This window comes from Neisseria sp. 27098_8_139, assembly GCF_041433195.1.
In the GTDB taxonomy this organism is placed as follows: domain Bacteria; phylum Pseudomonadota; class Gammaproteobacteria; order Burkholderiales; family Neisseriaceae; genus Neisseria; species Neisseria subflava.
The window spans coordinates 44,782-68,667 of the sequence record NZ_JAPWBA010000005.1 but is presented as its reverse complement, the minus strand read 5'-3'; the positions used below and the strand labels follow the sequence as shown (position 1 = coordinate 68,667).

The following is a 23,886-nucleotide window of genomic DNA, read 5'->3' as shown; positions in this document are numbered from 1 at the left end:
TTTTCAGCGCGGCGGCAAGGTGTCGTTGACCGGTTTTTTCCAGTCGAAACTTTTGGGGACGGTGGTATGGGTGGTCAGCCACGAGCGTACCTGCGAGCGCACCTGCTGTTGTTTCGCGGCGGGCAGTGCAGCCACCGCCTTTTGCGCTTGGCGGGTGTAGCGTTTGTCGGCGGTCGCCGCCAGCATCCACCATTTGGCTGCATCAACCGGATCGGCATCACGCAGCCTGTCTCCTTTGCCCTGATACTGTGCCAATGCGACCATCGCGCCGGTATGCCAGCGATTGGCTGCCTGCAACAACAGCGGATAGGCGCGGTAGGGGTTTTGCAGACCGCCTCGCCCGTTAAGGATAAACATGCCGTAGCCGTACAGCCCTTCCGGCGCGTTGGCTTTGGCGGCGCGTTCCCAATACTCGGCCGCCGATGCTTCGTTTTTCGCCACACCGTAGCCGCGTTCCAGTATCTGCGCGGTATAGACTTCCGCCGGCCAGAACACGCGCGAAGCAACCTTACTGCGGTAATTCTCGGCAGCCGTTTTGAACAGGCGCAAGGCTTCCGCCCCATTGGCTTTCATGCCGATGCCGTAGTAGTACATCAGCCCGAGATTGTAGGCAGCCAGATAGTTGCCGCCGCCGTCTTTAAGTGCGATGCGGTAGGCTTTGGCGGCTGTGGCGGTATCCGCTCTGCCGGAGAGTCCGGGCAGGCGACCAGTGTGTGCAAGGTAGCCGTACTGCACCGCCGCCCAGCGGTTGCCGCCGTTGGCAGCATTTTTCAGTTCCAGCGCGGCGGTGGTATCGCCGTTTTCCGCACGCTTGGCCAAAGCCAGCGCATAGCTTTGGTCGTTTTGCCAGAGCTGCTGTTTTGAGGGCTGTTTGTTTTGCGTACTGCCACTGCGCGTGCCGTGCAGACCGCCTTTGCCGAAGGCGCGTTCTTGGTCATCAGCCGCCGCCGGTATGCAGACGGTCGCCAACAGACAGAGCGGCAGAATTGTTTTCATCATTTTCATCTTGGTTTCTCACTTAAATTCGCAGCAGTCCACCCAACGCCACATCAGGTAAACCGCGTCCGAATCATTTTCGTTCAAGGCTTGGTCGCTGCGTCCTAGTGCCCAGGCAAAATTGCTTGCGCCCAAGCGGTGTGCCCCACGACCGCCAATATTGGCGAAATCGGCCACTTCGCCGCTCAACATTCCGGCCGGACTGGTTTGTCCACCCATGCCGCCTTGTCCGCCGACGCTTTGACCAGACTCGGGATAAGGAAACAGCATTGATGCCTTGAATTCCGATTTGCTCGGATACGGCACAGGCACTGGCGAGCACAAGGCTTTATCGCCAACTGTTGAAACCGAGGCATAGCCACCGGTGCGGTTGGACATCATCAGCGAACGGTTGAAAATAGTGGAAGTACCGATAATGCTGTTTTTGGCTGCCGACATCGAGCCGGCGGCGGGCAGGTTGTTGCCCATACAGCCGCCCAACCAGTAGGCGGCATCGTCAACTGGCCCCCAGCCGATGCCGGTGGTGTTGGCAATACAGGACGCGCTGTGCGCCGCCAAATCAAACAGTGGCTGGTTGGCTACCGTACCCAGCGCAGCCCACTCGGGGTAGAGCAGGTTCATCAGCACCGGGTCTTTTTTTGACCACGAAATCTGCGATATTGAAGTTTCCAGATTTTCCCCTTTGTGGAAACAGCGCGGATTCCAGTTGTAGGGGTTGAACGGGAATGGCCAGCTGTGGACGTGGCGGAAGGAAGTTTCGTTAGGCTTGGCAGCCTCTCCCGCCGTCATAAGCGTAGTCGGTTGCAGTTGACCGATGCCGGATACCTGCGCGATTTGTTGCAGTATCGGTTTGACCGATTCGCCGTACACTGGCGAGCAGGAGGCTTCGCGCACTACTTCGACAAAACGGGTCGGCAGCCACATACCGCGCGTGTAGCCGTAAATGACATAGGGTTCCTTACCGCATTTGCAGATTGATTTTCTGGTGGCTGTTGGTGGCGCGGGCACGTCGCTGCTCATCACCGTGTCGCTACCCATAATGCGCAGCGGAAACGCCGAGTCGTAGTTGAAATTCATCAGCGTGTTGTAGCCGGCACGCGAACAGGTCAGACCGGTAAGGCTGCCGCCGGATGGCGTAGCAGCGTGCAGGCCGTCTGAAAACAATAATGCGGCAGCCAGAACGGCGGCGATTTGACGGAAAACATTCATGATTGGTCCCTCAATCGGCAGGCGGGGCGGACACGATGCGCCAGTCCGTCCCCTGCTGTTGCAGATAGCTGGGGACGCTGCGCAGCCCGAGCCGTCTGATTAGTGTCGGGTTGAGCGGGAAGGCGGACGGCACAGCTCCTGCCAGCCTGCCCAAACGGGTGTACAGCACCACCGTCTGCGGCCGTTCGCGCACGATGCGCTGCGCGTAGCGCACCTGACGCTCGTCCCGCCCGTCTACCGCCACCAGCGAACGGCTGCCCTGCGGGTCAAGCGTCAGTACGTTGAAATGGCTGCCGCGCGGATAAAGCATTCGGCCGCTTTGCGGATCGCGGATGTCAAAACCGGTAATCGAATACGGGGTGTAGAGGCGGCTGGACGCTTCCTGTGCCAACGGCAAATCGGTGCCGCCTTCCAGTTGCCGCGCGGCAGACTGCACCGCCTGTTTGGCTGCGCCTTCCCAGTCGAAACGCGCGGCTGCTGCTTTGATGATTTCGGTCTGGTCGGGTTCGGATACACGCCACTGGCGGCTCAGGCGGCGGTTGAATTCGCGCCTTTTTACCGCTGCCACAGCTTTGTCCAATGTGTCTGCTCCCTGCACCAGATACCATTTGCCGCCGTCGCGGTGCAGTACCGCCGGCGCATAGGCAATCCGGTAGCGGCGGAAGGCTGCGGGCAGCACCATAATCTGCGGCGGGTTGCGCTGTGCCGCAGGCGGCAGCTTGCGCAGCAGTGCTTCGGCATAGGCAAACGCGCTGTCCGCGCCGCCAGTGCCCCAGCCGCGATACAGGAACACTGTGCCTTTGCGTCCCGCTCCCTGCACAAGCAGTTTCAACAGTTCCGCTTCGGGCATGGCGCGGGAAACGAACACCACGGTATCGGCCTGTGCCAGTTGCGCCGACATCGGGTTCTGTCCCGGCGGCAGCAGCATTTGGCGGTTTGCCCCCAATGTGCCGCCGCCGTTTTCAGGCTGCCTTTTCAACAGCAGGTCGAGGCCGTCTGAAAGACTGTCGGCACGCGCCTGCTGTTCGGTCAGCCTGCGTTGCAGGTCAAAGCCGTCTGCCGCTGCTGCCGCGCTAAAACAGCAGATGCAGGCGGCCGCGAACCAGTGCAGCCGGATACGGTCCCCAATAGCGCGAATCCCAAGAGTGCGGTTCGCTGCCGAATACAAAAATTTCATCCTTGCCCAATCTGTATGTCTTGTCCCAGTAGTTGATCGATTTGCCCAGTTTGGTCGCGCCGTAGGAAACGTCGGTCAGCAGATGGCCGTTGATATAGACCCGCCCCTGTACAATGCGCACTTCGTCGCCTGGCAGTCCTGCCACGGTTTTGCCGATAGGTTTGCCCTCGGCAATCACCGGCTCCATACCGCGAGCCGGAAACAGAATCAGATCGCCGCGCCGCAGCACCGGTTTGGGCTGTTTTTTGTCAAACCAGTAAAACTGCCACGGCAGGCAGCCCGCCTGCTTTTTCTCGTACATCAGTGCCCATCTTTCCTGCAACAGCGGTCGTGCCTGCCAGGCCAGCGCGCTTGCCGCGACACCCGACAGCAGTACCAACAGGCGGGTGCGCAGCGGTGGCAGTGGTTTCTTGCTGTTCATCAGTCCAGCGCACTGCCCAGCGCGGAGGCAGCCGGTTCGGTTGGGAGTGTCCCTGTTCCGTTTTCAGGCTGCCTTACCGCAGGCAGTGGGGAAACTGCCCCGCCCGTAGCGGGCAGTGGCTGCGCCGCCGCATTGTTCGGTGTCAGGGTAATGCCTAGCTCTGCGGCCACTTGTGCCGTGGCATCCGCGCTTTCTGGATAGGTCAGCACTGCCGATTTGCGCACAATCAGTCTTCCTTCGGCGGACATGGCATCAAGTTTGGACTGCAAGCCGTTCAAACGGCTTTGCAGCCGCTGCTGTACCGCCACCGGATCGCTGCCCGCACGGGTATCCGCCAATGCTTCTTGGATATAGGAAGCAGCCAGTCGGTCGGAATCGACCACTGTAATTTGGTTCGCGTGCGTGGGGTACAGGCTGCGGTAGAAGCTGTAACCGCCCATCAGCAGCGACAAAAGCAGCAGCGTACTGTTCAGAAAGCTGCTGCCTGTACCAGAAGCAGGTGGGGTGCTTGGGGTGCTTGGGGCACTTGCGACAGGCTGTACGGCTGGTTCGGGGCGTTGTTCGGGTTGGTTCATAACAGATTCCTTGTTTGACGGGGTTTTCAGACGGCCTCTGCGTTTCAGGCTGCCTTACAGCGTGCCGTCGCCGTACAGCCGGCGGGCTTCGGCTTCGACCAGATAGGTGATTTGTTCACCGGCACGCACGCGCCGCTGCAAATCTTTGAATAGTTCGCCTTCGGTGCTGAACAGCACACGGTTAAACGGCGTTTCCACCAGTCGGGCAATGCCTGCGCTGCCGCCGCTGCGAATCAGGATTTCGCTGTACTGCCCTTTGGCAGTCTGCACTTCGCGCATCAGTTTTTCGGTATAGGCATCGGTTTTAATCCAGCCTTTCTCAATGCCTTCTTCAATGGCTTCCGGTGTCTGCTGCATATGGAACTTGGTGTGCGAAGAAGCCATAATCGCCGAGCCGTGCGGCGTGCTGTACACCTGTGCGAAAGTCTGCACCACCACGCCGACCGAACCGGCTTCTTTGCGGACTTTTGAGGCCAGCTTGGCGGTAAAGTCGGCAAACGAGGCATCGGTAATCCGGTCGCCACCCTCTTCGATAATCAGCATTTTTCGGCGACCGCCGGCGGTAACGAACATCTCTTGGGCGATGGTGGTGGAGATGGTCATCAGCACCACGTCGCACAGATGCTTGTTGCCGGTCAGACCGGATAGTTCCAGCACCGTCCAGTCCGCTTCGGTGCGGAAATTGTTCTCGCCCCTGAACCAGCGTCCCATCGAGCCGGTAGAGCCGAAAGGCGACAGCAGTACTGCCAGTTCGTGCTGCTCGCGCATCATTGAACCGGTCTGGTTGTTGAAAAAACGGATAATGTCAGTAATTTCGGCTTGATTGCCCTTGTCGGCATAAACGGATTTGACCGCCTCTTCCACCAGCGCGCGCTGGGTGTCGTTCAAGCCTTCGTTCGGTCGCGCCATCTTGCCGATAATCGGGATAATCAGTTCAATTTCTTCATCAATATTGTCAATACGGGTAAACGGATTGAGGCAGACTTGGGAATCAAAATGGAAGTCAAGAATCTGCGCACCGGAAACCTGTGCGGCAGCCAGATAAGACGCGCCGGTGTCGATGGTCCAGATTTTGGTGCCCAGCGACAGTTCGTCCTGTGTCAGACGCTGCACGGCAAACGATTTGCCCGTACCGGACGCACCCGTCCAAATCCAGTTGTAGTTGAGATTACGGCTGTCCATCAGTGCGTAATGGAAGGGACGGCCCAGACGGGTGGACAACAGCATTTCATTGCCGAAGCCCTGCCATTCGCCGGTTATCGGCAGCAGGTGCGCGGCATGTTTGCCGCCCATCGTTTTGAAACGGTGGGTGTTGCGGATGCTTTCCGCCGATGCGTTAAGCGGAAGCTGGTTGAAGAAGGAAACTTCGGGGATATATTTCTCTGGACGCACCACGAAACCGAAACGTTTGTAATACGAGGCAATCGAGGCTTGGGCACTGCGGATTTCCGCCGCCGAACGGTTGAACAGGCACAGTGTGGTGGTGGCTTCGACCAGATTGCCGCCTTCCACCGTCAGTTGCGCCAGCTGCTGGAAGCCTTCGCGTTTTTTGCGCAGGCGCGGCGACCATTTGAGCATCAGTGCGTTGGACGATTTTTCCACCTGCGTCTGCGAGGCGCGGACTTTGGCTGCCTTTACACCCTGTTCGGGGAAATGAATGGTGGTGCACAACGCATAGGGCATGGGGATTTGCGGCCCGTTGCCGGGCGGATTGCCCAGAAGTTCGATCATGCGGCCGAAATGGAAAGGCTGCTCCTGACCAGGATAGCGGTCGGTAACCAGCATGCCGACATATTGCCGCTCGTCCGTATGGGAAAAACCGGAGAAATGAATCAGGTCGTGGCGGCGGTTGTCCCAGTTCATCCGCGAACCTATGGGGAAAAGCTGCTCGTTCAGCGGACGGGTCTCTTCTACGTCCAAATCCCACGGTTCGTACACCGCGAAATAACGGCGCATGATGCCCATCAGTGCCGATGTGGACAGCATCTCGGCCTTGATGCCCATCACTTCCAGTTGCGAGACGGCAGTGTCGCGCAGTTTGACAAAGGCATCGCATTCGCGCCGGAACGCCGATATTTCTTTTTCGCTGCCGGTAAACGGGTTCTGCACCTTCAACGGCACTTTAAATGTCCACAGACAGTAGCTGTCCAGCATGCGTGTATTGGAAGACGCGGTTAGTTTGTGCCGTGCACCCAGAGCTAGAAACTCCGCCCGCCGGCCGACACCGTGCCGCGCCGTCTGTACCGCCGAATCTCCGGACACGCCGTCGCGCGGCGCGAGATAGCTACCCAGCACCGGATCGAGATAGGGCGAGGCAAATTGGACAAACTGCATTACCGTTCCACCCGGATAGGCTTCGTTCAGCAGCGTAGCCGCCGCGCCCGGAGTTTTGTCGTCCCAGCCGGCCAGCGGCGAAAACATGCATACCGAGCCGATGGCATTGTCTTTTTCGCAGTAAAAAATGCCTTCGTCGTCGTTGCCAGTACTCAGGCTGATGTATTCCCAGCCCAAGTCGCGGGCGGCGTTTTTCTCGAAAATACCCATACTGCCGCCACTCAAAACGGAGTTTCGCCGTCATCCGCCCCTTCGGCGGTACGCGGCGGTTTGAGTGCGACGTTTTCAATGCGCTCGGATGCCAGATTCAGATAGATGTTTTCAACGCGCAGCTTGCGTGCTTTGATTTTTTGACCGTCTTTTTCGTAGAACTCGATCAGCTCTTCGCCTTCCACGATTACGGGCATACCTTTGGCCAATACTTTTTCCAGATGCGGTGCCTGACGGTTCCAGTATTCGCATTCAATCCATTCGGCAGGCCCGGCCGCTTCGTAGCGGCTGCCGCCGTCGGCGGTTTTTTGGCGTTTGTAGCGTGTGGAAGCAACGGAAAAGTTCAACACCGTACTCGGCTCGCCGTCGCGGTTGATGGTTTTGAGGGAAAAATTCTGTCCCAGATTGCCACGGACAGTTGAGAAAATAGACATAAAGCCGTCTCCGTTTCGGGAGACAGCCGGATAAGAAAACCGGAAAAATTCCGATCTGTAAGAATGGGGGTGCAAGGATACTATCCTGCGTTTGTGCTCTTGTCAAGACAAGGGTTTATGCCGAAGCAAAATACCGTTTCAATGTACCTGAACATATTGGCTGCCATGCTGCTTGTTTAGCAGACTTGTCAAAAGGGAGAATTTTCAAACGCAGGCTACCCCCGCCAGTTTCTGATCCTGCCGGTATCCAAATGGATAAAACTGTCATAGATGCCGATACCGCCCGCCTTGAAATGCGCGGCCATATCGGCAAGCTGCCGCAAGCTGATACCGCGCATGGTCAAATCAACGGCGCGGCCGTGGATGTGCATGGAGTTGCGTGCCGCGCCTTCAATCGTGGCATTGCGCCGCGCGGTGCGGTAGGCACTGTTGACGGTAATCAGCGGGTCGTGTTTACCGGCAATCCGCGCCCATTCCTGCAAGCCGTACAAAAGGTTGAGCAGTCCCGCATCGATATTGACGACCGCGTTGCCGTCTTTGGCATCGCGTAAAAACCAGCGGGCAGCCAGATAGCCGTCTTGCAGGTAGCCGCGTCCGGCGGCATAAAAGCGGATAATGCGCCGCTCGCCCGTATCGGCGCGGCGCATTTCCAGCAGGCGGTCGCGCCGCCAGAAACCGCTGTTGTCGGCCAGCGCAAACGCTTCGTCGGAAAACAGAATGCCGGCGGCTGATACGGCTGCGGCGGATAGGAACTGTCTGCGGTTCATTGTGTGTGGTCCGGTAACAGGCCGTCTGAAACCTTTTCAGACGGCCTTATGTCTTTTTTCAGGCTGCCTGTTGCGCTCGTCTGCCTGCGCTTCGGCCACCAGCCTGCGGATCATGTTTTCCTGATAGGCGGTAAATTCTTCCAGGCTGATTTTGCCTTCTTCTATGGCGGCCAGAGCCATCTCCCATTTGGCGGTGGTAACCGGGTCGGCGATGGCACTCGGAATACGGGCAATCAGCCGTCGGCCTTTTTCGGTGGCATAGACTTTGCGCTTTTTCTTTTCCAAGTAGCCCATCTCAAACAGCCGTTTGATAATCGCGGCGCGGGTGGCCTCGGTGCCCAGCCCTTCGGTGCGGCGCAGCACCTTTTTGATTTGCTCGTCGTTTACAGTTTTCAAAAAATCCGACAGGGTCTGCATTTCGTCCAGCAGGCTGGGTTCGGTAAAGCGCGGCGGCGGGGCGGTCTGCTTTTGCTGTGCCTTGCTGCGGCTGCCTTGTACGGCATCTCCGGCTTTGACCGGCGGCAGGGTTTGGCCGCTGTCCTGTTCTTCGTCTCCGTCTTTCAGGCTGCCTTCGGTTTCTTCGTCCGCATCGCCCAGCAGGGATTTCCATCCGGCTTTGGCGGGACGGCGGCCGACGGTGCGGAACAGGTGGCCGCAGCATTCGGTTTCGATAACGGTAGCCTCATATTCGTAGTCGGGGTAGAACTGGGCGATGTAGCGGCTGCGTATCATCAGGTAGAGATCGCGTTCGGCTTTGGAGAGTGCCGACAAATCGGCATTGGCGACGGTGGTTGGAATAATGGCGTGGTGCGAGTGTTTATTGACCTGCGCGTCGTTCCACACCCGAGACGGCCGTTGTGCGTCGGCCTCCTGCAACACGGTGGCCAGCGACGGATCGAGCGCCAATAATGCGGCGAAGACCTGCGGTACTTCGGCCTGCTGCGACTTGGGCAGGTAGCGGCACGGTGTGCGCGGGTAGGAAGTGATTTTGTGTTTCTCGTAGAGCGACTGGGCGGTTTTCAGCACCTCGTCGGGACTCATGCCGAAGCGGTTGCCCGCTTCTTTCTGCAAGGCGGACAGGCTGTACGGCAGCGGCGCAGGCGTGTGTTTGCGCTCGGTGGCGGCGGTGCGGACAGTGCCGCTGCTGCCGTCCAGTTGCGCCGCCAGCGTTTCGGCGGCGTCTTGGTCGGTGCACAGGCCGTCTGAATTTTTCAGGCTGTCCGGTATCTGCCATAGGGCGGTAAAGCTGCCGGAGGCAGCCTGAAAAACCGCAGAGAGCGTGTAGTAGGCATAGGGTTTGAAGTGGTCGATGGCTGCGTCGCGCCGCACCACCAGTGCCAGCGTCGGCGTTTGGATACGGCCGACCGACAGCGTGTGTTCCCTGCCGCGCCCTTCGGCGTAGGCGGCGGTGTAGGCGCGGGACAGGTTCATGCCGACCAGCCAGTCGGCGCGGCTGCGTGCCAGCCCCGCCAGATACAGCCCTTCGGTTTTGCTGCCGGGCAGAATGTTGGCCAGAGCTTTTTTGACCGAAGCCGTATCCAGTCCGCTGGTCCAGAAGCGGGAAACCTTTTTGCGGTAGCCGCAGTAGTCCAGTATCTCCCGTGCGATGACCTCGCCCTCGCGGTCGGCATCGGTGGCGATGACCACTTCGTCCGCCTCGGCCAGCAGTTTTTGGATAACTTTAAACTGCTTGGCCGCGCCTTTGGATACCTCCATCTGCCATGTTTGGGGAATGACCGGCAGCGCGGCGGTGTTGCCGAAATCGGCATACTGCTCGCCGTAGGCAGCGGGCGGCATCTGGCTCAGGATATGGCCGAATGCCCAAGTAACGGCGGTATCGCCCTTGCGGAAATAGCCGTCGTTACGCCCGCCCAAGACACCCAGCACCTTGCCGATGTCTTTGGCTTGCGAAGGCTTTTCGCAGAGAAAGAGTTTCATCAGGCAGCCTGAAAAGCGCGGTGGCTCAGAGTGTGGCGGTGAACATGCCGACAATGATAGCTGTGCCCAGCGTGGCGGCAACGACCACCACCAGCACCGCCATAAAGGCTTTGAACTGACCCATCGTCGAGCTGATGATGGCAATTACCAGCGCAATCAGTGCGAGCAGCAGCCCCATTGAGCCGGTCAGTTTGTCCTGTATCCAGTCCACCATGCTTTGGAAGGTGGTGTCCGAGCCGGCAAAGGCCGGGGCGGAAAGCAGTCCGAACAGCGGCAGCAGCAGATAGCGTGTGTTCAGGCGGGACAGTTGGGATTGAAGGGTTTGAAATTTTCTCACTACGTTTTCCTTGTCAGCTAAAAAAAGGGTTACTGCAAAGGCGCGGGCAGTTCGCCGGCGGGCAGGCTTTCAGGCTGCCTTTGTGCCGGACTGCCGCCCGAGTCCTGCGTATGGGTGTTTTCAGACGGTCTTTGCGTATTGTCGGGCTGTGTCTGCGGCGCGGTTTCCACACTATCGCTTTCTTCCGTTGTCGCAACAGCACTGCCTTCGGAAACTGCCGCGCCCTGTCCGCTGGCGCGCTGTGCCGTTCCGTCCGCCGCCGGAGCAACCAGTGGGGTAACGGTGCGCGACGATTCAATCGCCTGCGCGGCCGAATAACCGACGTTCCAGCGGCGCGGCGTTACTTCGGAGAAGACGCGGGTCGGATAAACCAAGCTGCCGTTGCTGTCTTCATAGGCGTTTACCCACACCCGCAGCACCTGCGCGGGCATCAGCACCGGTTTGGGTTCATATATGGCGGCGGCATTGGGAACAGGCTCGGGCAGGAAGGGCGTGATTTTGCTGCTGCCTGCCACGTTGCCAGAAGCGGGATATTCGCCGGGGCGGTAGTCGTCGGAAGCGTCCCACGCCTGCGCCATATCCATGCACGCGCCCTGTTTGATTCGACCGCACCCCAGTTTGCCCGAGCCGGTATTCATCGAAGCGGCACAGCCGGCCAGCAGCAGGGCGGCCAATACGCTTGAAACAGTCTCTTTAATCATCGTTTTTCCTTTGCATATTCCAGTGAGATACCGGACTGGATCAGAATGTCGCCGGTACGCAGCGGCTGGATTTCAATAACCGGAAAAGACTGCTGCGCGTATTTTTCGTAAATCGATGCCACCCGATCGAAAATATTGTTCAAACCGTTGGCGGCTGCCGTAGTGGCTGCCTGTCCGAACGGAGTGCCACCGGTGCCGATATTGATGCTGTTGCCGCCGCCGTCGCGGTGGCCGATACGGCTGTTTCCCGCTGCGGCGATGCCGATTTGTCCGGCGGTGTTAATCATGCCGATTTTGACCATTTGGGCGATGGCTTTGCCGTCGCGCGAAACCAGCCGTCCGTGCCAGCCGGGTTTGCCGTCTTCGCCAATCAGCGTGCCTTTGAGCGTTGCTTCAACCGCCTTGCCGTCGGAACGGATACAGGTAATCGATTTGGTGCGCACATAGGCGCGCTCGTCGGCCAATTGACCGTAGGCATTGGCGATAATCACGCAGTCGGACAAGTCGCTTTTGAAACCGTTGGCCATACGCCCCAAACCCTTTACGCGCAGCAGAATGGGCATGGCGTTTTCGCCCGAACTGCCTGCTTCGCCGTTACCGTCGCCGGTGGGCGCGTTGATGCCGGAAACGGCGATAACCGACAACTGCGAACCGGCGGGCAGATAGCTGCGCGTGTCATTCGCCGCGCCGCTTTCCTTGCCCACAGCCGGACTGCCGTCTTTATCCTTGCCGCTGCCGCTTTTGCCGCTGTTGCTGGTATGGTTCTGATAGGGGCTGCTGTCTTCTTCCTCCGCAGCCGCAGCAGGCTGCGCCGAGCCGTCCGCACTGGGGGCAAGCGGTGCACCCTTGTCGTCGGGCAGCGTGCCGGGCGGAATAAAGCCGTTGCCGATGTCGGAAGCGGCTTGGTTTTCCAAACCGGTGTTGCGGCTTTCGGCAACAATCTGCCGTACCTGTTCTTCCGTCAGACCACCGCCGTTTTCAGGCTGCTTTTGCGCCTGTTGCTGCTGCATCTGCTGAATTTGGTTGCGCAGCGCATAGATTTCCGCCGCCAGCCCTTCCTGCGTCAGATTGCGCTGGTTGGGGGTTACCACCTGCTCCACTTCGGTCTTGCGGCGGCCGGAGCGCGTGCCGCGCACGCTGTCGGTAATCATCGCGGCAATGGTGGCCAGTATCAGGACTGCCGCCACGCCGCCCAAAACCATATTGCGTTTCTGTTTGCCGCCGGCGTTGTGCCAGCTTTCTTTCAGTCCCATGCTAACGCCCCCTGCCGACCATAATCAGCACGTCGGTGCTCTCACCCGGTCGCACTTGGATTTTCGGGTAGAAGGCCACTGCCACCACCCGCTCGTTTGCGCCGAACATTTCTTCGGCCAGCGTTTGGGTGCGGCCGGTGGTGTTTTTCAGGCGGTAGCGGAAAATATCAAACTCGTTGCCGCTGTACCGTTCGACGGGCGACACGCTCATGCCCGAAGCCATTGAAAAGCTGCGGTGCAGCGGGCGCACGCTGTAACCGACAGGGGTTTTCAGCATCACGATGTCGCGGATAACGGCGGCCAGCTGCTGCGGAAACCCACCCGACGGTGTCGCCGCCCCCGCACCCTGCCTGCCGCCGAGCGACACGGTAATGGTCTGCGAATCCAGCTTGGCGGAGGGAACCAGCGTCAGCGAAATGGGCATGCCGGTCGGGTTGTCGGCATCGGTAATGGATACGAAAAACGGTTTGTCGGTTTTCGGAGTAACCAGAATCGCCGAGCCGTTGGAGCCGAGGTCATAATGGGTTTTCAGACCGACGGCGTGTGCACGGGCAAAAGGCGTGTTGATGATATTCGGATGGCGGCGCGACACCGGTACGCGGTGGTTTTCGCCATAGGAAGAGACAACGGCATGCACGCCGTTTATCCGTCCTTCCTGTATGCCTCCAACCGCAGCACGGGCTGCGCCGCCGACGGGCGCGGTTACCTGCACGACGCGGCGGCGGGCATAGTCCGAAGCCTGCACGGCTTCGTCCGCACGGGCGGCGGCCGCGCACAGCAGGAGGCACGCGATACAGAGGCGGGACAAACGTGGGTTCATAAAACGGCTCCTACAAAACATCGGGGTTGTCGTTGGGTGCGGGCGGCGGCTGCACGACGGAAGCATCGGGCGGCAGTGTGGCAGGCACGGATGCGGCAGGTGCCGCCTGTCCGGCAAAAGGGTCTGCTCCAAGCGGGTTTTGTGTATTTTCAGGCTGCCTTTGCGGCACAGGTGCGGAGGCGGGTACGCTTGCCGACGGTGCCTGCGGGAAGGCAATCTCGCTTTCGGGCACCTGCGGCACAATCTGAATCTGCGCCCTGCGGTCTGCCGCTTCTTTTTCCGCCTTGTCGGGGTAGCGGTCGGCCCAGGCGAAGGTGTGCGGCTCGCCCGGATAGACGTACCAAGAAGTTACGCGCGGCAGTCCGCCGACCACTTCCATCTGCAATTCGTAGGTAACCGCCACCTGTCCCAGCCGGGTCATGCCGCCCTTGCTGTAAGCAGACGAAACCAGTGTGCCGGGAATAAAGATTTTGCGGCTCTTGGCTTCAAAAATAATGTTGCCCTCCGGTGTGAAATTGCTGACCGGATTGACACCGATGTAGTTCGGATTGCTCTTGATGGCCAAAAGCTGCGGTTTGACCAGCTGCCACACCTTCGGATCAAACAGCGGTTCCATGTTGCGGCCGATAAAGTCCACCGTCCCCGGCGTGGCGGAAGACATAGTGCCGACAATGTAGGCAGCAAACGAGTTGAGATAGTTCTGCGATGCGCTGTCCCAGCCGATAACCGCCTGCTCGGGCAGTTCGCTGGGCGGTTTCAGCACCACCCGTTCGCGCATTCGCGCCAGACTGACCGCCTGCACGATGTTCATAATCAGCAGACCGATGGCAATCAGTCCGAGTATCGTGTTGTTTTCCAGAGCCTTGCGGAAGGTGGTTTTGAATGTCGGCCACTGCATCAGTTGTCCACCCTTTTAATCAGCCCGTTGGCAAAGCGTTTGTTCAGCACGAACAAACCCGTCAGCGCGTACAGCATGTGCATCATGGTACCCGGCAGGGTGTTGCGCTTGAATTTGACATACTGGTAGGACATCCATGCCCCCAGCGCAATTCCTGCCAGCATGCCAAATGCCGTGCGCAGCGCGTATTGCAGCACCACCCCAATCATCAAGCCGACGATAAACACCGAAATATCGTCCGATTCTAAAAACAGAAACTGGGGCAGGGTATCGACGTATTCGGGAAAAACGACGGCACGGTTGTTGTCGCTCATTGTGTTCTCCATTCGCATAAATCGCTGTCGGGCAGACGGGTTTCGCCGAAAATGCAGCGGCGGTTGACCCTTACGCCCAATCCGTCCAGATAACGCGCCACGCTCTCGGCGCGACGGGCGGCCAGTCGGTTGTTGTATTCCACTCCGGCACGCGGGTCGGCATAGCCGGAAAGAGTTACGCCCTGCTGCCGCAGCATCGGGGCGGCACGCCGCAGTGCCTGTTTTTCATACGCGGACAAGACGGCCGAATCGGTGCGGAAGTACACCGTGTGCAGCACCTTGTGCTCTCCTGAGGCCGTCTGAAAAGACAAGGCAATGCCCGCAGGGCTGACCGCCTGCGGCAGCCAGAAATAGCTGCCTTCCTCTTCGTCCAAAATAGCGGCATCACTGTATCCGGTGCGTTTCAGCACCACGATTTCGGTGCGCCGTGCAAGCGGCGGTTCGGGCGGCGGTGTGCTCGTGCACGCCGCCATCAGGCAGCCTGAAAGCACCGCCGTCAGAATTGTTTTGGCCATATTTCCCTTTCTTGTCTGTTACCCTCAGCCACCGGATCAGGCAGCCTGAAAACAGCAGCAGTAAAACCGCATACGCCTTACGCCACGCATCAAACGTGCGGTAGGCATGGGGGCGCAGCATCTGTGCCGCATACACCGTCCAGCCGTCGCGTGCGGCGGGTTTCAGGCTGCCGAAACACTGGGGCAACTGCCCCGCACTGATGGCAAAAGACCATGCTGCCTCTGCCGGATTGCGAATGTCCGCGCTGCCGTAGCGCAGGTTTTCCTGCTGGGGCAGCGGACACAAGGGCGGCAACGGTGCCGTCCACAGCCACAATGCCCACAGCACAGGCAGTGCTGCGGTCAGACACCTAGCGGTGCGTACTCTGCAACACATCGGATACCAGCCCGTTCATCAGCTGTACCAGCACGCGGTAGTCGCCGCCGGTAAAGCCGGCGTGAGTGGTGTAGCGGCCGCCGACGGCGAAAAACGGCGTGGCGGTAACGCGGTAGCGGCGCACCAACAGCATTGCCCGTGCTATCCGGTTCTGCGTCTGTTTGTCGGCAGCTGCGGCGTCGATTTGGCTGCGGGAAAACCCCATGCGGTGCAGCACTTGGGCAAAATCGGCACTGCTGCGTGCCGTTTTTGCCGCTTCAAAGGCCAGCCGCTGATATTCGGCAATCCGCTGCGGCGCAAGGCTGCGTACGATGTAGAAACCGGTGGCCGCCGCGTCCAGCCGTTTGTTACCGGTATAGAGCGGCACATACACAAAGCGAAACGGCTCGGGCAGCGTGCGCCCCCATTCGCCCATGCCGTACCACGTCTGTTCGCAGTAGGGGCATTCGTAGCTCATAAACATGAACACGCGGAACCGGTCGTCAGCATAAGGGCCGACCGCCAGATAGGGTTTGACAATATCCGGCTTGGCGGACTGTTCGGGTAACGCCCCGCTGTTTTCCGGCAGAGCAAACGGGTTGTCTGCCCGCGCTGCCAGCGAGGCGGACAATGCGGCAAATGCAGTCAGAAAACGGCGGCGGTTCACGGTTGTTCTCCTGATAACAGCTTATCCACTACCATGCTGCCGATGGCGCAGGCATCGTCAAAATCAACCAGCCCCTGCGCCGACATTTCCAGCGCAGCTTCGGTCAGCGTGCGGTATTGCGGCTGCGCGTACAGGGCTTCGCGTACCGCCGCCATGTCGTGTGCCAGCAGGGCTTGGCGCACCTGCGGCGAATTGAGGGCGAACTCGATGACCGGAATCCGCCCCGTATAGCCCGAGCGGCAGTTGTCGCACCCGTTTGGATTGCGGCGGTAGCAGGCAGCCTGAAAAAAGCGGGACGGCGGTTGTTCCGCCTCGGAAAGCGTGATTGCTTCGCGACAGTGCGGACACAGCCGGTTAAGCAGCCGCTGCGAAAAAAAGGCCAGCAGCACATCGGCAAGCATATAGCCTTCCACGCCCAGCCCCATCAGCCGGTACAGCGACAGCGGCGCGTCGTTGGCATGAATGGTGGTCAGCACCAGATGGCCGGTATTGGCGGCATTGACCGCCATTTCGGCGGTTTCGCCGTCGCGCACCTCGCCGACCAGAATCACATCGGGGTCGTGGCGCATAAAGCTGCGGATAACTTTGGAAAACGGGCGGTAAACCGGATGAATGCTGATTTGGTTCGCGCCTTTAACCGGATATTCCACCGGGTCTTCGGCGGTGCAGACGTGGATGTCGGGACGGTTGACATGATTGAGACAGGCGTTGAGTGTGTACGATTTGCCCGAGCCAGTCGGGCCGCAGCACAAAATCAGACCTTCGTGCATGGACAGCACCTTTTCCAAGGCGCAGCGCACGGTATCGGGCATATGGACGGCATCCAGTCCGAAATGCGCGTTTTCCTGATTCAGAATGCGGCATACCGTGCTTTGGCCGTAGCGGTTGGGCAGAATGCTGACCCGCACGTCCACCATTGTCTGATTGGTCTGATCCAGCAGCCAGAACGAGCCATCCTGCGGCGATTCGCGGTCGCTGTTGCCGATGCGGCACTTGGCACGGATTTTCTCGTCCACCTCCTGCGAGGCGGCGCGGCTGAACAGCCAGCGGTCGGACAAGGCCATATCGCGGCCGCGCAGCCTGACCATGCAGCCGTTTTCCTGATCGCGGAAATGGATGTCGGACGCTTTGACCGATGCGGCATAGGGAAACACCCAGTTCAAAAAATCCACCACCGGCTTGTCGCCGTTCGAGGTGGAAATAAAACGTGCCGCCACGCCCAAATCAAAGGCTTTGCCCTCGTCCTGCAACAGCAGTGAGAGGGAGGCGGGTTCGTCGGTGTCGGCGGTATCGTGCATGGTTTCCCCAAAATGCCGGCGGGCATACTTTCGGGTTCGGACAGTCGGCAGTGCGGTGCGATGGCACTGCTGACGCAATACTTCTCAATATATTGCGGCGCACGAATGTGCTGACTGCCCGAACCGGAAAATACGCGGCCGGACGGATTGTTTGACAGTTTTTTGACAGGCTTTCGGTTTGAGATGCCCCCATCCTTACCCGGCTGCCTCGGTTGGCGATTCGCGGCAGGCAGTCCTGCCGCACTCAATAACCATTGTTCACAAAACATCATGAAAAATCACGCAACAAAAGAAAAAAGTCCGATTTCCTTTGTTGCTTGACAATACAGAGCATTTTCCTGCATATTGCGCGGTTCGCCTGTTTGCCGCAGTGCATTTTCAAAACCGTTAATGCTTTGTTTTACCGTAATAAAGCAAGGGTAAGGGCGATTATCCAAAAGCCAAAAAGCGGGATGCTTAAAGCACGCATCCCGCTTTTTTTCAACAGCCCCAAAGGCAAAGGGAACAGCCCAAAGGTCAAAGGAAAAAGGATTTAAGGGCAAATGCCAAAAGGCGTTAAAGGCAAAAGGCTTGTTATTCTTTGAATAACAAGCCTTTAAAACGCCATAAAGCCGAAGCATAGGCAGCCTGAAAACGCAAGCAACAATGCAAAAAAACCGTTTTTCACTTTGTTGCTTGCCTGTGCGCGTTTTTGTCCGAAATACTCGCGACATTTGTCCGACGGAGCCGAAACGCCATGCAACCAGAACACTTTATGCAACTGCACCGCAGCATCGAGCGTCTGCATGGCGTTTCGCCGCTGTGGCCGGCGGTGCTGGCCTACCGCATCGCGCAGTGCGGCGGCTTTATGGAGCAGCTGACGCTCGGCGAAGCAGACAGCAGCAGTGTGCTGGTGGCGCAAACTGCTGCCCTTTTGGACGCGCTCCCTGCCGACAGCAGCGACCGGATACTGGCACAGGTACTGGCTGCCGAGTTTGACGGTTTCTACTGGCATGCCTGCGGTACGGCCGCAGGACGCACTGTACACTGGAACAGCCTGCACGAACCTTTTTCCGCCTTCTGCGCCCGCACCGCCGTGTCCGAACTGGCGCAGTTGTCCGTCTCCCATGCCGATGAAGCTGAGGCAGCATCTTGGCTTCTGGCCGCTGCAACAGGGGGCGCATTATGCCGTTGACGTGGTCTGCGGCCGCTGCCGCCGCCGTCATTCTGATTCTGCTCTATTTCTTCTACCACCCCGAAAAACACCCGCCCGCCGCCGTCCAAACCCGCGAACGCCTGCCCGATACCGCCAACGGCAGGCTGCGCGTGCTGGAAGCGGAGGAACTCGTCCGCCTGCTCAAACTGGAACCGGTGCTGGCCAACATTAAGGCCAACCTTGGGCTGTCCGACGAAAACTGGCGGCGCGACGCGCTGCCGACGCTGTATGCTTACATTGCTTTCGTGCAGCGGCTGCCCGCTTCCGAATCGCACCACCACGCGGGCGACGGCGGGCTGGTGCGCCACACGCTTGACGTTGCCGTGCTCGCGCTGACCGCAGCTGCCGCCCGCAGCTGGCCGCCTGGTGCGAAAACCGAAGATATTGCCCGCTTGGGTGCGCCGTGGCGTTTCGGCATTCTGACCGCTGCGCTGTTGCACGACATCGGCAAAACCCTGACCGGCGTAAACGTGGAACTGTTTGAGCACGCCGAAGATACGCAGGGCAGTTTGTGGCTGCCCGATGCGGGTAATATGGCACAAAACGGCGGCCGCTGGTACCGCGTGTCCTTTCCCGAACACAAAGCACCCTACACCCTGCATACCGAACTGGCGTGGACGTTTTTTGCCGCCATCGTGCCCGCTTCCGTACGCCGCTGGCTGGCTGCGGACGACCCGAAACTGCTGCCCGTGCTGAGGCAGTATCTGAGCGGGCAGCACGAAGGCAGCCCGTTTGCCGACATTATCCGCAAGGCCGACATGGCTTCCACCGCCCGCGACCTGAAAAGCGGTTCCCGTCAGCGTTTCGCCACCGCCAGACGCACGCCGCTGATTGAAACCGTGATGGAAACCCTGGTTGAAATGCTCGCCGAACGCGGCCGCTGGTTCAGCACCGCGTCCTCCGCCGGAGGCGACCTGTTTCGGCAAGGCGGCACGGTGTACATGGTGTCCAAACACGTCCCCGACCGCATCCGCGAGTTTCTGAAGCAGACCAAACACCCCGCCGCACCGTCCTTTCCCTCCGATAACCAGCGCGTCTTTGACACCTTGCTGGAATACGGCGCGGTGCTACCCAATCCCGCCGACGAACGCCGCGCTGTTACCGCCGTCGATATTGCCTTTACGCGCAGCGACGGCGAAACGCGCAGCCAGCGTTTTACCATGCTCGCTTTCAAACTGGAAACCCTGTACCCCGACGGCAACTACCCCGCCGAGTTCGCAGGCAGTCTGAACGTCAGCAGCGACCAAAGCCCCGCCCAACGGCAGGACAGGGCCGACACCGCAGCGCAGGAAACTGAGGCAGAGACCGCGCCGCAGGCAGCCGAAATCATTATTCCCGCCGATATTCCGCCCCCGCCGCGCAAGCGTCAGGACACGGAAACAGAAAACCGAATTGGCAACGAAACTGAGGCAGCGTCCGCACCGCAGGCACGCTTTATGGCTGCCGCCGAAGATTTGTCCGAATACCGCGAAGCACAAAGGCAGCCTGAAAACACACACAGGCCGTCTGAAAAACTACCCGCAGGGCAGCCTGAAAACGCAAACAACCTTGCCGACACTTCCGGCGGCATTGACGCACTGCTGGCCAAACACGGTCTGCTTGATGACGATGAAGAAACTGGGGCAGAAAACGAAACCGCCGCTGCACAGCAGGCAGCGGCAGGACAGCCTGAAAGGCCGTCTGAAAATACACAGAAACCGTCTGAAACCGCCCCCAAAAGGCCGGAAAAGCAGGATACTGGGGCAGCAAACCGTCCTTCTCCAAAACCAAAAAAACCGCAGGCCAACAGCGCGGCGGGTTTGAAAGTGTTACAAAAACTGTTTGACGACGGCGCGGACAGCCTGCCGCCGCAGCAAGATGCCGCTGCCGGATTAACCGAAATCCAAGCCGAGCGCACTGCCAAGCCGCCACGCTCGCCGCGTCCGGTCAAAGTGCAGAACCCCGATGCCGCCGTGCCACCGCCGTTTATCACAGAAGAGGACAGGCAGCCTGAAAGGCCGTCTGAAAATACCGCAGGGCAGCCTGAAACGGCGCAGAAGCCGTCTGAAAAACCGTCTGAAAGGCAGCCTGAAAATACTGAAAACGGCACGAATGCTGCCGACGCGCTCGCAGAAACCCGTCTGCGCCAGCAGCAGGACGGCCGCCATTTCTGGATGTGGCTGGCCGATGGCTTGGCGGACGGCAGCATCGTCGTCAACCAAAGCGGTGCACCAGTGCATTTTGTCGCGCAGGGCATGCTGCTGGTTTCCCCCGCCATCTTTCGCGACTACGCGGGCGGCGTGTTCAACAAAAACGACGAAAACTGCCCAGGCGTGCGGGCGCAGCGCGGCTTTGTCGCCCTGAAACTGCACAAACGCAGCAAGCGCACCGCGCTGTTCAACGTTGAAACCGCCAAAGGTAGCAGAAAGCGGCTGTTCTACTGCTATCTGGTACCCGAAGAAAACCTGTACCACATTATCCGCGCCGACAGCCGCCCGCCGAACAATCCCGACATTACCATCGCCGAAGGCGACCTGCTCGATGCGGGTCTGGCTTCGGACGCTGCGAAGGAGTCCTGATATGGGCATTACCATCCGTCCGCCGGAAAACGTGTACCGCAAACCGCATGAGCTGGTCTCGTCCGCTGCCTATCTGTCGGCTGCGCTGGGCACGGTGTTCCTGCCTGTGCCGCCTGCCGCCGTCGCTTTGAGCGCACCGGTGCTGCTGGCCTTGTCTGCCCTGCGTGCCAAGCAGGGGCTGCGTATCCGCCATTACCGCCGCAACCTGAGCCGGCTGTCGTTTTATGCCATGACACCGGCGCAGATACCGGTGTCGGACAAAGCCTTGTTTCTCGGCAAAGGTTTCAAATGGACGCAGACCCACACCCAGCGTCTCCTGATGGCAAGGCTGCCTGAAAACGAAAAACTGCTTGAACCGGGGCGGTTGTACCGCTGGGCAAGGCAGAAGGAAACCGATACGTCCGGCATCTCGTGGCTGACCCGCAAAACTTCGGCGCAGGCATGGTGGAATCCTGTTGCGCCGCTGCCACCGGTGGGCGGCAAACCCGAACTGCACGGGGTGGAGCCGTATGAATCGGACATCTGGTTTCCGCTGGGCGAGCGGGTCGGACACACCATCGTGCTGGGCACGACCCGCGTCGGCAAAACCCGTCTGGCGGAGATTTTGATTAACCAAGACATTATGCGCGGCGATACGGTCATTACCTTCGATCCCAAGGGCGATGCCGACCTGATGCTGGCGATGTATGCCGCCGCCCGCAAGGCAGGACGGCCGTTTTATATGTTCCATCTCGGCTTTCCCGAGCAATCCTGCCGCTACAACCCCATTGGCGACTTTACCCGCATCACGGAGGTGGCGACCCGTATCGCCAACAACCTGCCCGACGAAGGGCAGTCGGCAGCTTTCCGCGATTTTGTCTGGCGGTTTGTCAATGTGCTGGGCAAGATGATGGAGGCGTTGTCCATCAAACCAAGCTATATCCTGATTTATCGCTGTGCGGTTAATGTCGATGATTTGGCGGCGCAATATTTTGCGTCGGTGCTGGATAAGGAATGCTCCGGCTGGAAAGATGAGTTTGAAGAGTTTGAGCTGTCCAAAGCGGAGATGCAGCAGGTCGGTAAGACCGGCCGCAGTATAGAAGCAGTGAAACTGTCGCAGTTTCTCAAACGCAAAAAACTGAACAATGCTCTAAGCGATGCGGTGGCCGGCATTTTGGGTAACGAGCGCAGCTATTTTGAAAAGCTGGTCAGCTCGCTGTATCCGCTGCTGGAAAAACTGACCAGCGGCAAAGTAGTGGAACTGATCAGCCCCGATTTTGAAAATCTGGACGACACGCGCCCGATTATGGACTGGCGCAAAGTGATGGAGCAGAACGCGGTGGTGTATGTCGGACTTGACGCGCTGACCGATGCCGAAGTGGCGGCCGCCGTAGGCAACGCCATGTTTGCCGACCTCACATCGCTGGCAGGGCAGATTTACAAACACGGACACGGCTACGGCCAATCCGGCGCAACCGGCAAGCGCAAAATCGCCATTCATGCCGACGAGTTCAACGAACTGATCGGCAACGAATTTATCCCCATGCTCAACAAAGCCGGCGGCGCAGGCTATCAGGTTACCGCCTACACCCAGACTTGGTCGGACGTGGAAGCCAAAATCGGCTCCAAAGCCAAAGCCGAACAGATGGGCGGCAACTTCAACACCATGATTATGCTGCGCGTCAAACTGGAATCCACCGCCAAAATGCTGACCTCCCAGCTTCCCGATGTGCGGGTGGTAACCGGCACGCTGGTTTCCGGCGCAGGCGACATCGCCAGCCCCGAAGGCTACGAAGACTTTACCAGCAGCAACGAAGACCGCCTGAGCAGCGAAACCGTACCGACGCTGATGCCCGCCGACTTGACCTCGCTGCCCAAAGGGCAGGCATTCGCCCTTTTGGAAGGGGGCAATCTGTACAAACTGCGCCTGCCGCTCCCGCTGCCCGACCCAAATAGCGGCGTACCCGACAATCTTGCCGAAATGGCCAGTCAGATGAGGGAAACCGTCCGCCTAAGCCGCAAACCGGAAAACGACAAAGAAGAATTGTTTGTCGAAGGACGACACTATGGCTAAGAAACCACAACAGGACTTTATGGCAGAATCCCTGCTGCTGCGCTTTCTGACCGCCCCAGTCAGATGGCTGAAAATCCTAGGCTGGGCGGTACTCATTCTGTTCGGCAGTTCAATTTTGCTGCAAAGCTACTTCCACCAAAACGACCTGCTGGAACAGGAACTGACCGCCACCACTCGCATGGGCAGTCGCAGCCTGTGGCAGCAGTGGACGCAGAAAGACGGCGGAAGCGCGGAAAGCAGCGAAACCGGCTTTAACCTTACTGCCAGTCGTGCCACCTATCAGGCACTCTCCACCGTCCTTTACGACTGGATTCCGATCAACTACCTGCTCTCAGCAGAAGCAGATGATTTCGGCTATACCGTTAAAGAACGCTTTCTCGAACCCAACCGTCGCCATCTTGAACGCTTTGACCAAGCCTTGCGTATCATCTCGCTACGGCTGGGCAACGCAGTATTCTTCGCTCTATTCGCTCTCTATCTTGCTATCCCTGCACTGATCGACGGCTTCGTCCAACGGCGCATCCGTCAGGAAAACGCCTCACGCGAAAGCGCGGGCATCTACCACCGGGCAAAATACTGGCGCACCGGCATTCTGTCTGCCGGTCTTCTAGCCTACCTGTCATGGCCGACCGCGACTTCTCCCCTATGGCTGATGCTGCCCGTCGGTGCATTGGAAGCCATGATCTACCTCCAAGCGAAGTTTTTGAAAAAATACCTATAACATTCTTGCAGCAATCGATAATTTGAGTTAATCTCTCCCTGCCGTGAATTTTCTGCTTACGGTATTCTCAAAAATTCTTCAATTCTATTCCTTGGGGGCGAGTATCTAGCCCAACTCACAGAAACCCTGTTTTCAGACGG

24 protein-coding genes are annotated in these 23,886 nt (G+C 58.9%); 4 read left to right on the top strand and 20 right to left on the bottom strand.

Annotated elements, in window-relative coordinates; translation table 11 throughout:
- Positions 1-3: 3 nt before the first annotated feature.
- The 20 genes from O3660_RS06975 to O3660_RS06880 form a co-directional block, all read right to left on the bottom strand.
- Positions 4-999: a tetratricopeptide repeat protein gene (locus O3660_RS06975; protein WP_169310094.1), complete on the bottom strand. Its 996-nt coding sequence runs from the start codon at positions 997-999 to the stop codon at positions 4-6.
- Positions 1,000-1,014: 15 nt separating this feature from the next.
- Entirely contained in the window at positions 1,015-2,205 is a 1,191-nt protein-coding gene (locus O3660_RS06970; RefSeq protein WP_371464743.1) for a TraU family protein, read from the bottom strand.
- A 10-nt stretch (positions 2,206-2,215) separates the two neighbouring features.
- Positions 2,216-3,373, bottom strand: a complete 1,158-nt coding sequence (locus tag O3660_RS06965; protein ID WP_371464742.1) for a TrbC family F-type conjugative pilus assembly protein — start codon at positions 3,371-3,373, stop codon at positions 2,216-2,218.
- Positions 3,279-3,761: a S26 family signal peptidase gene (locus O3660_RS06960; RefSeq protein ID WP_371464741.1), complete on the bottom strand. Its 483-nt coding sequence runs from the start codon at positions 3,759-3,761 to the stop codon at positions 3,279-3,281. The genes O3660_RS06965 and O3660_RS06960 overlap by 95 nt, the downstream gene beginning before the upstream one ends.
- 41 nt (positions 3,762-3,802) lie before the next feature.
- Positions 3,803-4,378: a hypothetical protein gene (locus O3660_RS06955; protein WP_371464740.1), complete on the bottom strand. Its 576-nt coding sequence runs from the start codon at positions 4,376-4,378 to the stop codon at positions 3,803-3,805.
- A gap of 54 nt (positions 4,379-4,432) precedes the next feature.
- Positions 4,433-6,922: a TraC family protein gene (locus O3660_RS06950; protein ID WP_314268832.1), complete on the bottom strand. Its 2,490-nt coding sequence runs from the start codon at positions 6,920-6,922 to the stop codon at positions 4,433-4,435.
- Positions 6,923-6,933: 11 nt separating this feature from the next.
- The gene (locus O3660_RS06945) at positions 6,934-7,356 is read right to left on the bottom strand and encodes a single-stranded DNA-binding protein (RefSeq protein WP_314268830.1); all 423 of its coding nucleotides are present in this window, start codon (positions 7,354-7,356) and stop codon (positions 6,934-6,936) included.
- A 215-nt stretch (positions 7,357-7,571) separates the two neighbouring features.
- Positions 7,572-8,123: a YcbK family protein gene (locus tag O3660_RS06940; protein ID WP_371464739.1), complete on the bottom strand. Its 552-nt coding sequence runs from the start codon at positions 8,121-8,123 to the stop codon at positions 7,572-7,574.
- 36 nt (positions 8,124-8,159) lie between these two features.
- Positions 8,160-10,061: a DNA topoisomerase III gene (locus O3660_RS06935; protein ID WP_371464738.1), complete on the bottom strand. Its 1,902-nt coding sequence runs from the start codon at positions 10,059-10,061 to the stop codon at positions 8,160-8,162.
- A gap of 25 nt (positions 10,062-10,086) precedes the next feature.
- Positions 10,087-10,398 (bottom strand): TrbC/VirB2 family protein, encoded by a 312-nt coding sequence (locus tag O3660_RS06930; RefSeq protein ID WP_371464737.1) that lies wholly within the window; start codon positions 10,396-10,398, stop codon positions 10,087-10,089.
- A gap of 29 nt (positions 10,399-10,427) precedes the next feature.
- Entirely contained in the window at positions 10,428-11,099 is a 672-nt protein-coding gene (locus O3660_RS06925) for a TraV family lipoprotein (protein ID WP_371464736.1), read from the bottom strand.
- Positions 11,096-12,352: a TraB/VirB10 family protein gene (locus O3660_RS06920; protein WP_007341063.1), complete on the bottom strand. Its 1,257-nt coding sequence runs from the start codon at positions 12,350-12,352 to the stop codon at positions 11,096-11,098. The genes O3660_RS06925 and O3660_RS06920 overlap by 4 nt, the downstream gene beginning before the upstream one ends.
- A gap of 1 nt (position 12,353) precedes the next feature.
- Positions 12,354-13,172 carry a type-F conjugative transfer system secretin TraK gene (locus O3660_RS06915; RefSeq protein WP_371464734.1) on the bottom strand — a complete coding sequence of 273 codons (819 nt, stop codon included), beginning with the start codon at positions 13,170-13,172 and terminating at the stop codon, positions 12,354-12,356.
- Positions 13,173-13,182: 10 nt separating this feature from the next.
- Entirely contained in the window at positions 13,183-14,070 is an 888-nt protein-coding gene (locus O3660_RS06910; RefSeq protein WP_371464733.1) for a TraE/TraK family type IV conjugative transfer system protein, read from the bottom strand.
- The gene (locus tag O3660_RS06905) at positions 14,070-14,384 is read right to left on the bottom strand and encodes a type IV conjugative transfer system protein TraL (RefSeq protein ID WP_371464731.1); all 315 of its coding nucleotides are present in this window, start codon (positions 14,382-14,384) and stop codon (positions 14,070-14,072) included. The genes O3660_RS06910 and O3660_RS06905 overlap by 1 nt, the downstream gene beginning before the upstream one ends.
- Entirely contained in the window at positions 14,381-14,857 is a 477-nt protein-coding gene (locus tag O3660_RS06900; RefSeq protein WP_371464774.1) for an OmpA family protein, read from the bottom strand. Before O3660_RS06900 ends, O3660_RS06905 begins: the two co-directional genes overlap by 4 nt.
- Entirely contained in the window at positions 14,769-15,275 is a 507-nt protein-coding gene (locus O3660_RS06895) for a hypothetical protein (protein WP_325197263.1), read from the bottom strand. Before O3660_RS06895 ends, O3660_RS06900 begins: the two co-directional genes overlap by 89 nt.
- Entirely contained in the window at positions 15,250-15,921 is a 672-nt protein-coding gene (locus O3660_RS06890; protein WP_371464730.1) for a DsbA family protein, read from the bottom strand. Before O3660_RS06890 ends, O3660_RS06895 begins: the two co-directional genes overlap by 26 nt.
- The gene (locus O3660_RS06885) at positions 15,918-17,219 is read right to left on the bottom strand and encodes a GspE/PulE family protein (RefSeq protein ID WP_371464728.1); all 1,302 of its coding nucleotides are present in this window, start codon (positions 17,217-17,219) and stop codon (positions 15,918-15,920) included. The genes O3660_RS06890 and O3660_RS06885 overlap by 4 nt, the downstream gene beginning before the upstream one ends.
- 278 nt (positions 17,220-17,497) lie before the next feature.
- Entirely contained in the window at positions 17,498-17,932 is a 435-nt protein-coding gene (locus O3660_RS06880; protein WP_371464727.1) for a hypothetical protein, read from the bottom strand.
- Between the two features lie 23 nt (positions 17,933-17,955).
- Here O3660_RS06880 and O3660_RS06875 point away from each other — a divergent pair, with 23 nt between their 5' ends.
- Genes O3660_RS06875 through O3660_RS06860 form a run of 4 tightly spaced genes read left to right on the top strand, consistent with a single transcriptional unit; the run spans position 17,956 to position 23,746 of the window.
- Positions 17,956-18,393 carry a hypothetical protein gene (locus O3660_RS06875; protein WP_371464726.1) on the top strand — a complete coding sequence of 146 codons (438 nt, stop codon included), beginning with the start codon at positions 17,956-17,958 and terminating at the stop codon, positions 18,391-18,393.
- Positions 18,384-20,972: a MobH family relaxase gene (gene mobH / locus O3660_RS06870; RefSeq protein ID WP_371464725.1), complete on the top strand. Its 2,589-nt coding sequence runs from the start codon at positions 18,384-18,386 to the stop codon at positions 20,970-20,972. The genes O3660_RS06875 and mobH overlap by 10 nt, the downstream gene beginning before the upstream one ends.
- A 1-nt stretch (position 20,973) precedes the next feature.
- On the top strand, positions 20,974-23,025 hold the full coding sequence (gene traD, locus O3660_RS06865) for a type IV conjugative transfer system coupling protein TraD (protein WP_371464724.1): 2,052 nt from the start codon (positions 20,974-20,976) through the stop codon (positions 23,023-23,025).
- Positions 23,018-23,746 (top strand): DUF4400 domain-containing protein, encoded by a 729-nt coding sequence (locus O3660_RS06860; RefSeq protein ID WP_371464723.1) that lies wholly within the window; start codon positions 23,018-23,020, stop codon positions 23,744-23,746. Before traD ends, O3660_RS06860 begins: the two co-directional genes overlap by 8 nt.
- The last annotated feature ends 140 nt before the right edge of the window (positions 23,747-23,886 follow it).

What these genes read in the sequence shown, in the direction of transcription:
- O3660_RS06975 (WP_169310094.1), bottom strand. Translation starts at nt 999, where the DNA reads ATGATGAAAACAATTCTGCCGCTCTGTCTGTTGGCGACCGTCTGCATA.
- O3660_RS06970 (WP_371464743.1), bottom strand. Translation starts at nt 2,205, where the DNA reads ATGAATGTTTTCCGTCAAATCGCCGCCGTTCTGGCTGCCGCATTATTG.
- O3660_RS06955 (WP_371464740.1), bottom strand. Translation starts at nt 4,378, where the DNA reads ATGAACCAACCCGAACAACGCCCCGAACCAGCCGTACAGCCTGTCGCA.
- O3660_RS06950 (WP_314268832.1), bottom strand. Translation starts at nt 6,922, where the DNA reads ATGGGTATTTTCGAGAAAAACGCCGCCCGCGACTTGGGCTGGGAATAC.
- O3660_RS06945 (WP_314268830.1), bottom strand. Translation starts at nt 7,356, where the DNA reads ATGTCTATTTTCTCAACTGTCCGTGGCAATCTGGGACAGAATTTTTCC.
- O3660_RS06940 (WP_371464739.1), bottom strand. Translation starts at nt 8,123, where the DNA reads ATGAACCGCAGACAGTTCCTATCCGCCGCAGCCGTATCAGCCGCCGGC.
- O3660_RS06935 (WP_371464738.1), bottom strand. Translation starts at nt 10,061, where the DNA reads ATGAAACTCTTTCTCTGCGAAAAGCCTTCGCAAGCCAAAGACATCGGC.
- O3660_RS06925 (WP_371464736.1), bottom strand. Translation starts at nt 11,099, where the DNA reads ATGATTAAAGAGACTGTTTCAAGCGTATTGGCCGCCCTGCTGCTGGCC.
- O3660_RS06920 (WP_007341063.1), bottom strand. Translation starts at nt 12,352, where the DNA reads ATGGGACTGAAAGAAAGCTGGCACAACGCCGGCGGCAAACAGAAACGC.
- O3660_RS06915 (WP_371464734.1), bottom strand. Translation starts at nt 13,172, where the DNA reads ATGAACCCACGTTTGTCCCGCCTCTGTATCGCGTGCCTCCTGCTGTGC.
- O3660_RS06910 (WP_371464733.1), bottom strand. Translation starts at nt 14,070, where the DNA reads ATGCAGTGGCCGACATTCAAAACCACCTTCCGCAAGGCTCTGGAAAAC.
- O3660_RS06905 (WP_371464731.1), bottom strand. Translation starts at nt 14,384, where the DNA reads ATGAGCGACAACAACCGTGCCGTCGTTTTTCCCGAATACGTCGATACC.
- O3660_RS06900 (WP_371464774.1), bottom strand. Translation starts at nt 14,857, where the DNA reads ATGGCGGCGTGCACGAGCACACCGCCGCCCGAACCGCCGCTTGCACGG.
- O3660_RS06895 (WP_325197263.1), bottom strand. Translation starts at nt 15,275, where the DNA reads ATGTGTTGCAGAGTACGCACCGCTAGGTGTCTGACCGCAGCACTGCCT.
- O3660_RS06885 (WP_371464728.1), bottom strand. Translation starts at nt 17,219, where the DNA reads ATGCACGATACCGCCGACACCGACGAACCCGCCTCCCTCTCACTGCTG.
- O3660_RS06880 (WP_371464727.1), bottom strand. Translation starts at nt 17,932, where the DNA reads ATGTCGCGAGTATTTCGGACAAAAACGCGCACAGGCAAGCAACAAAGT.
- O3660_RS06875 (WP_371464726.1), top strand. Translation starts at nt 17,956, where the DNA reads ATGCAACCAGAACACTTTATGCAACTGCACCGCAGCATCGAGCGTCTG.
- mobH (WP_371464725.1), top strand. Translation starts at nt 18,384, where the DNA reads ATGCCGTTGACGTGGTCTGCGGCCGCTGCCGCCGCCGTCATTCTGATT.
- traD (WP_371464724.1), top strand. Translation starts at nt 20,974, where the DNA reads ATGGGCATTACCATCCGTCCGCCGGAAAACGTGTACCGCAAACCGCAT.
- O3660_RS06860 (WP_371464723.1), top strand. Translation starts at nt 23,018, where the DNA reads ATGGCTAAGAAACCACAACAGGACTTTATGGCAGAATCCCTGCTGCTG.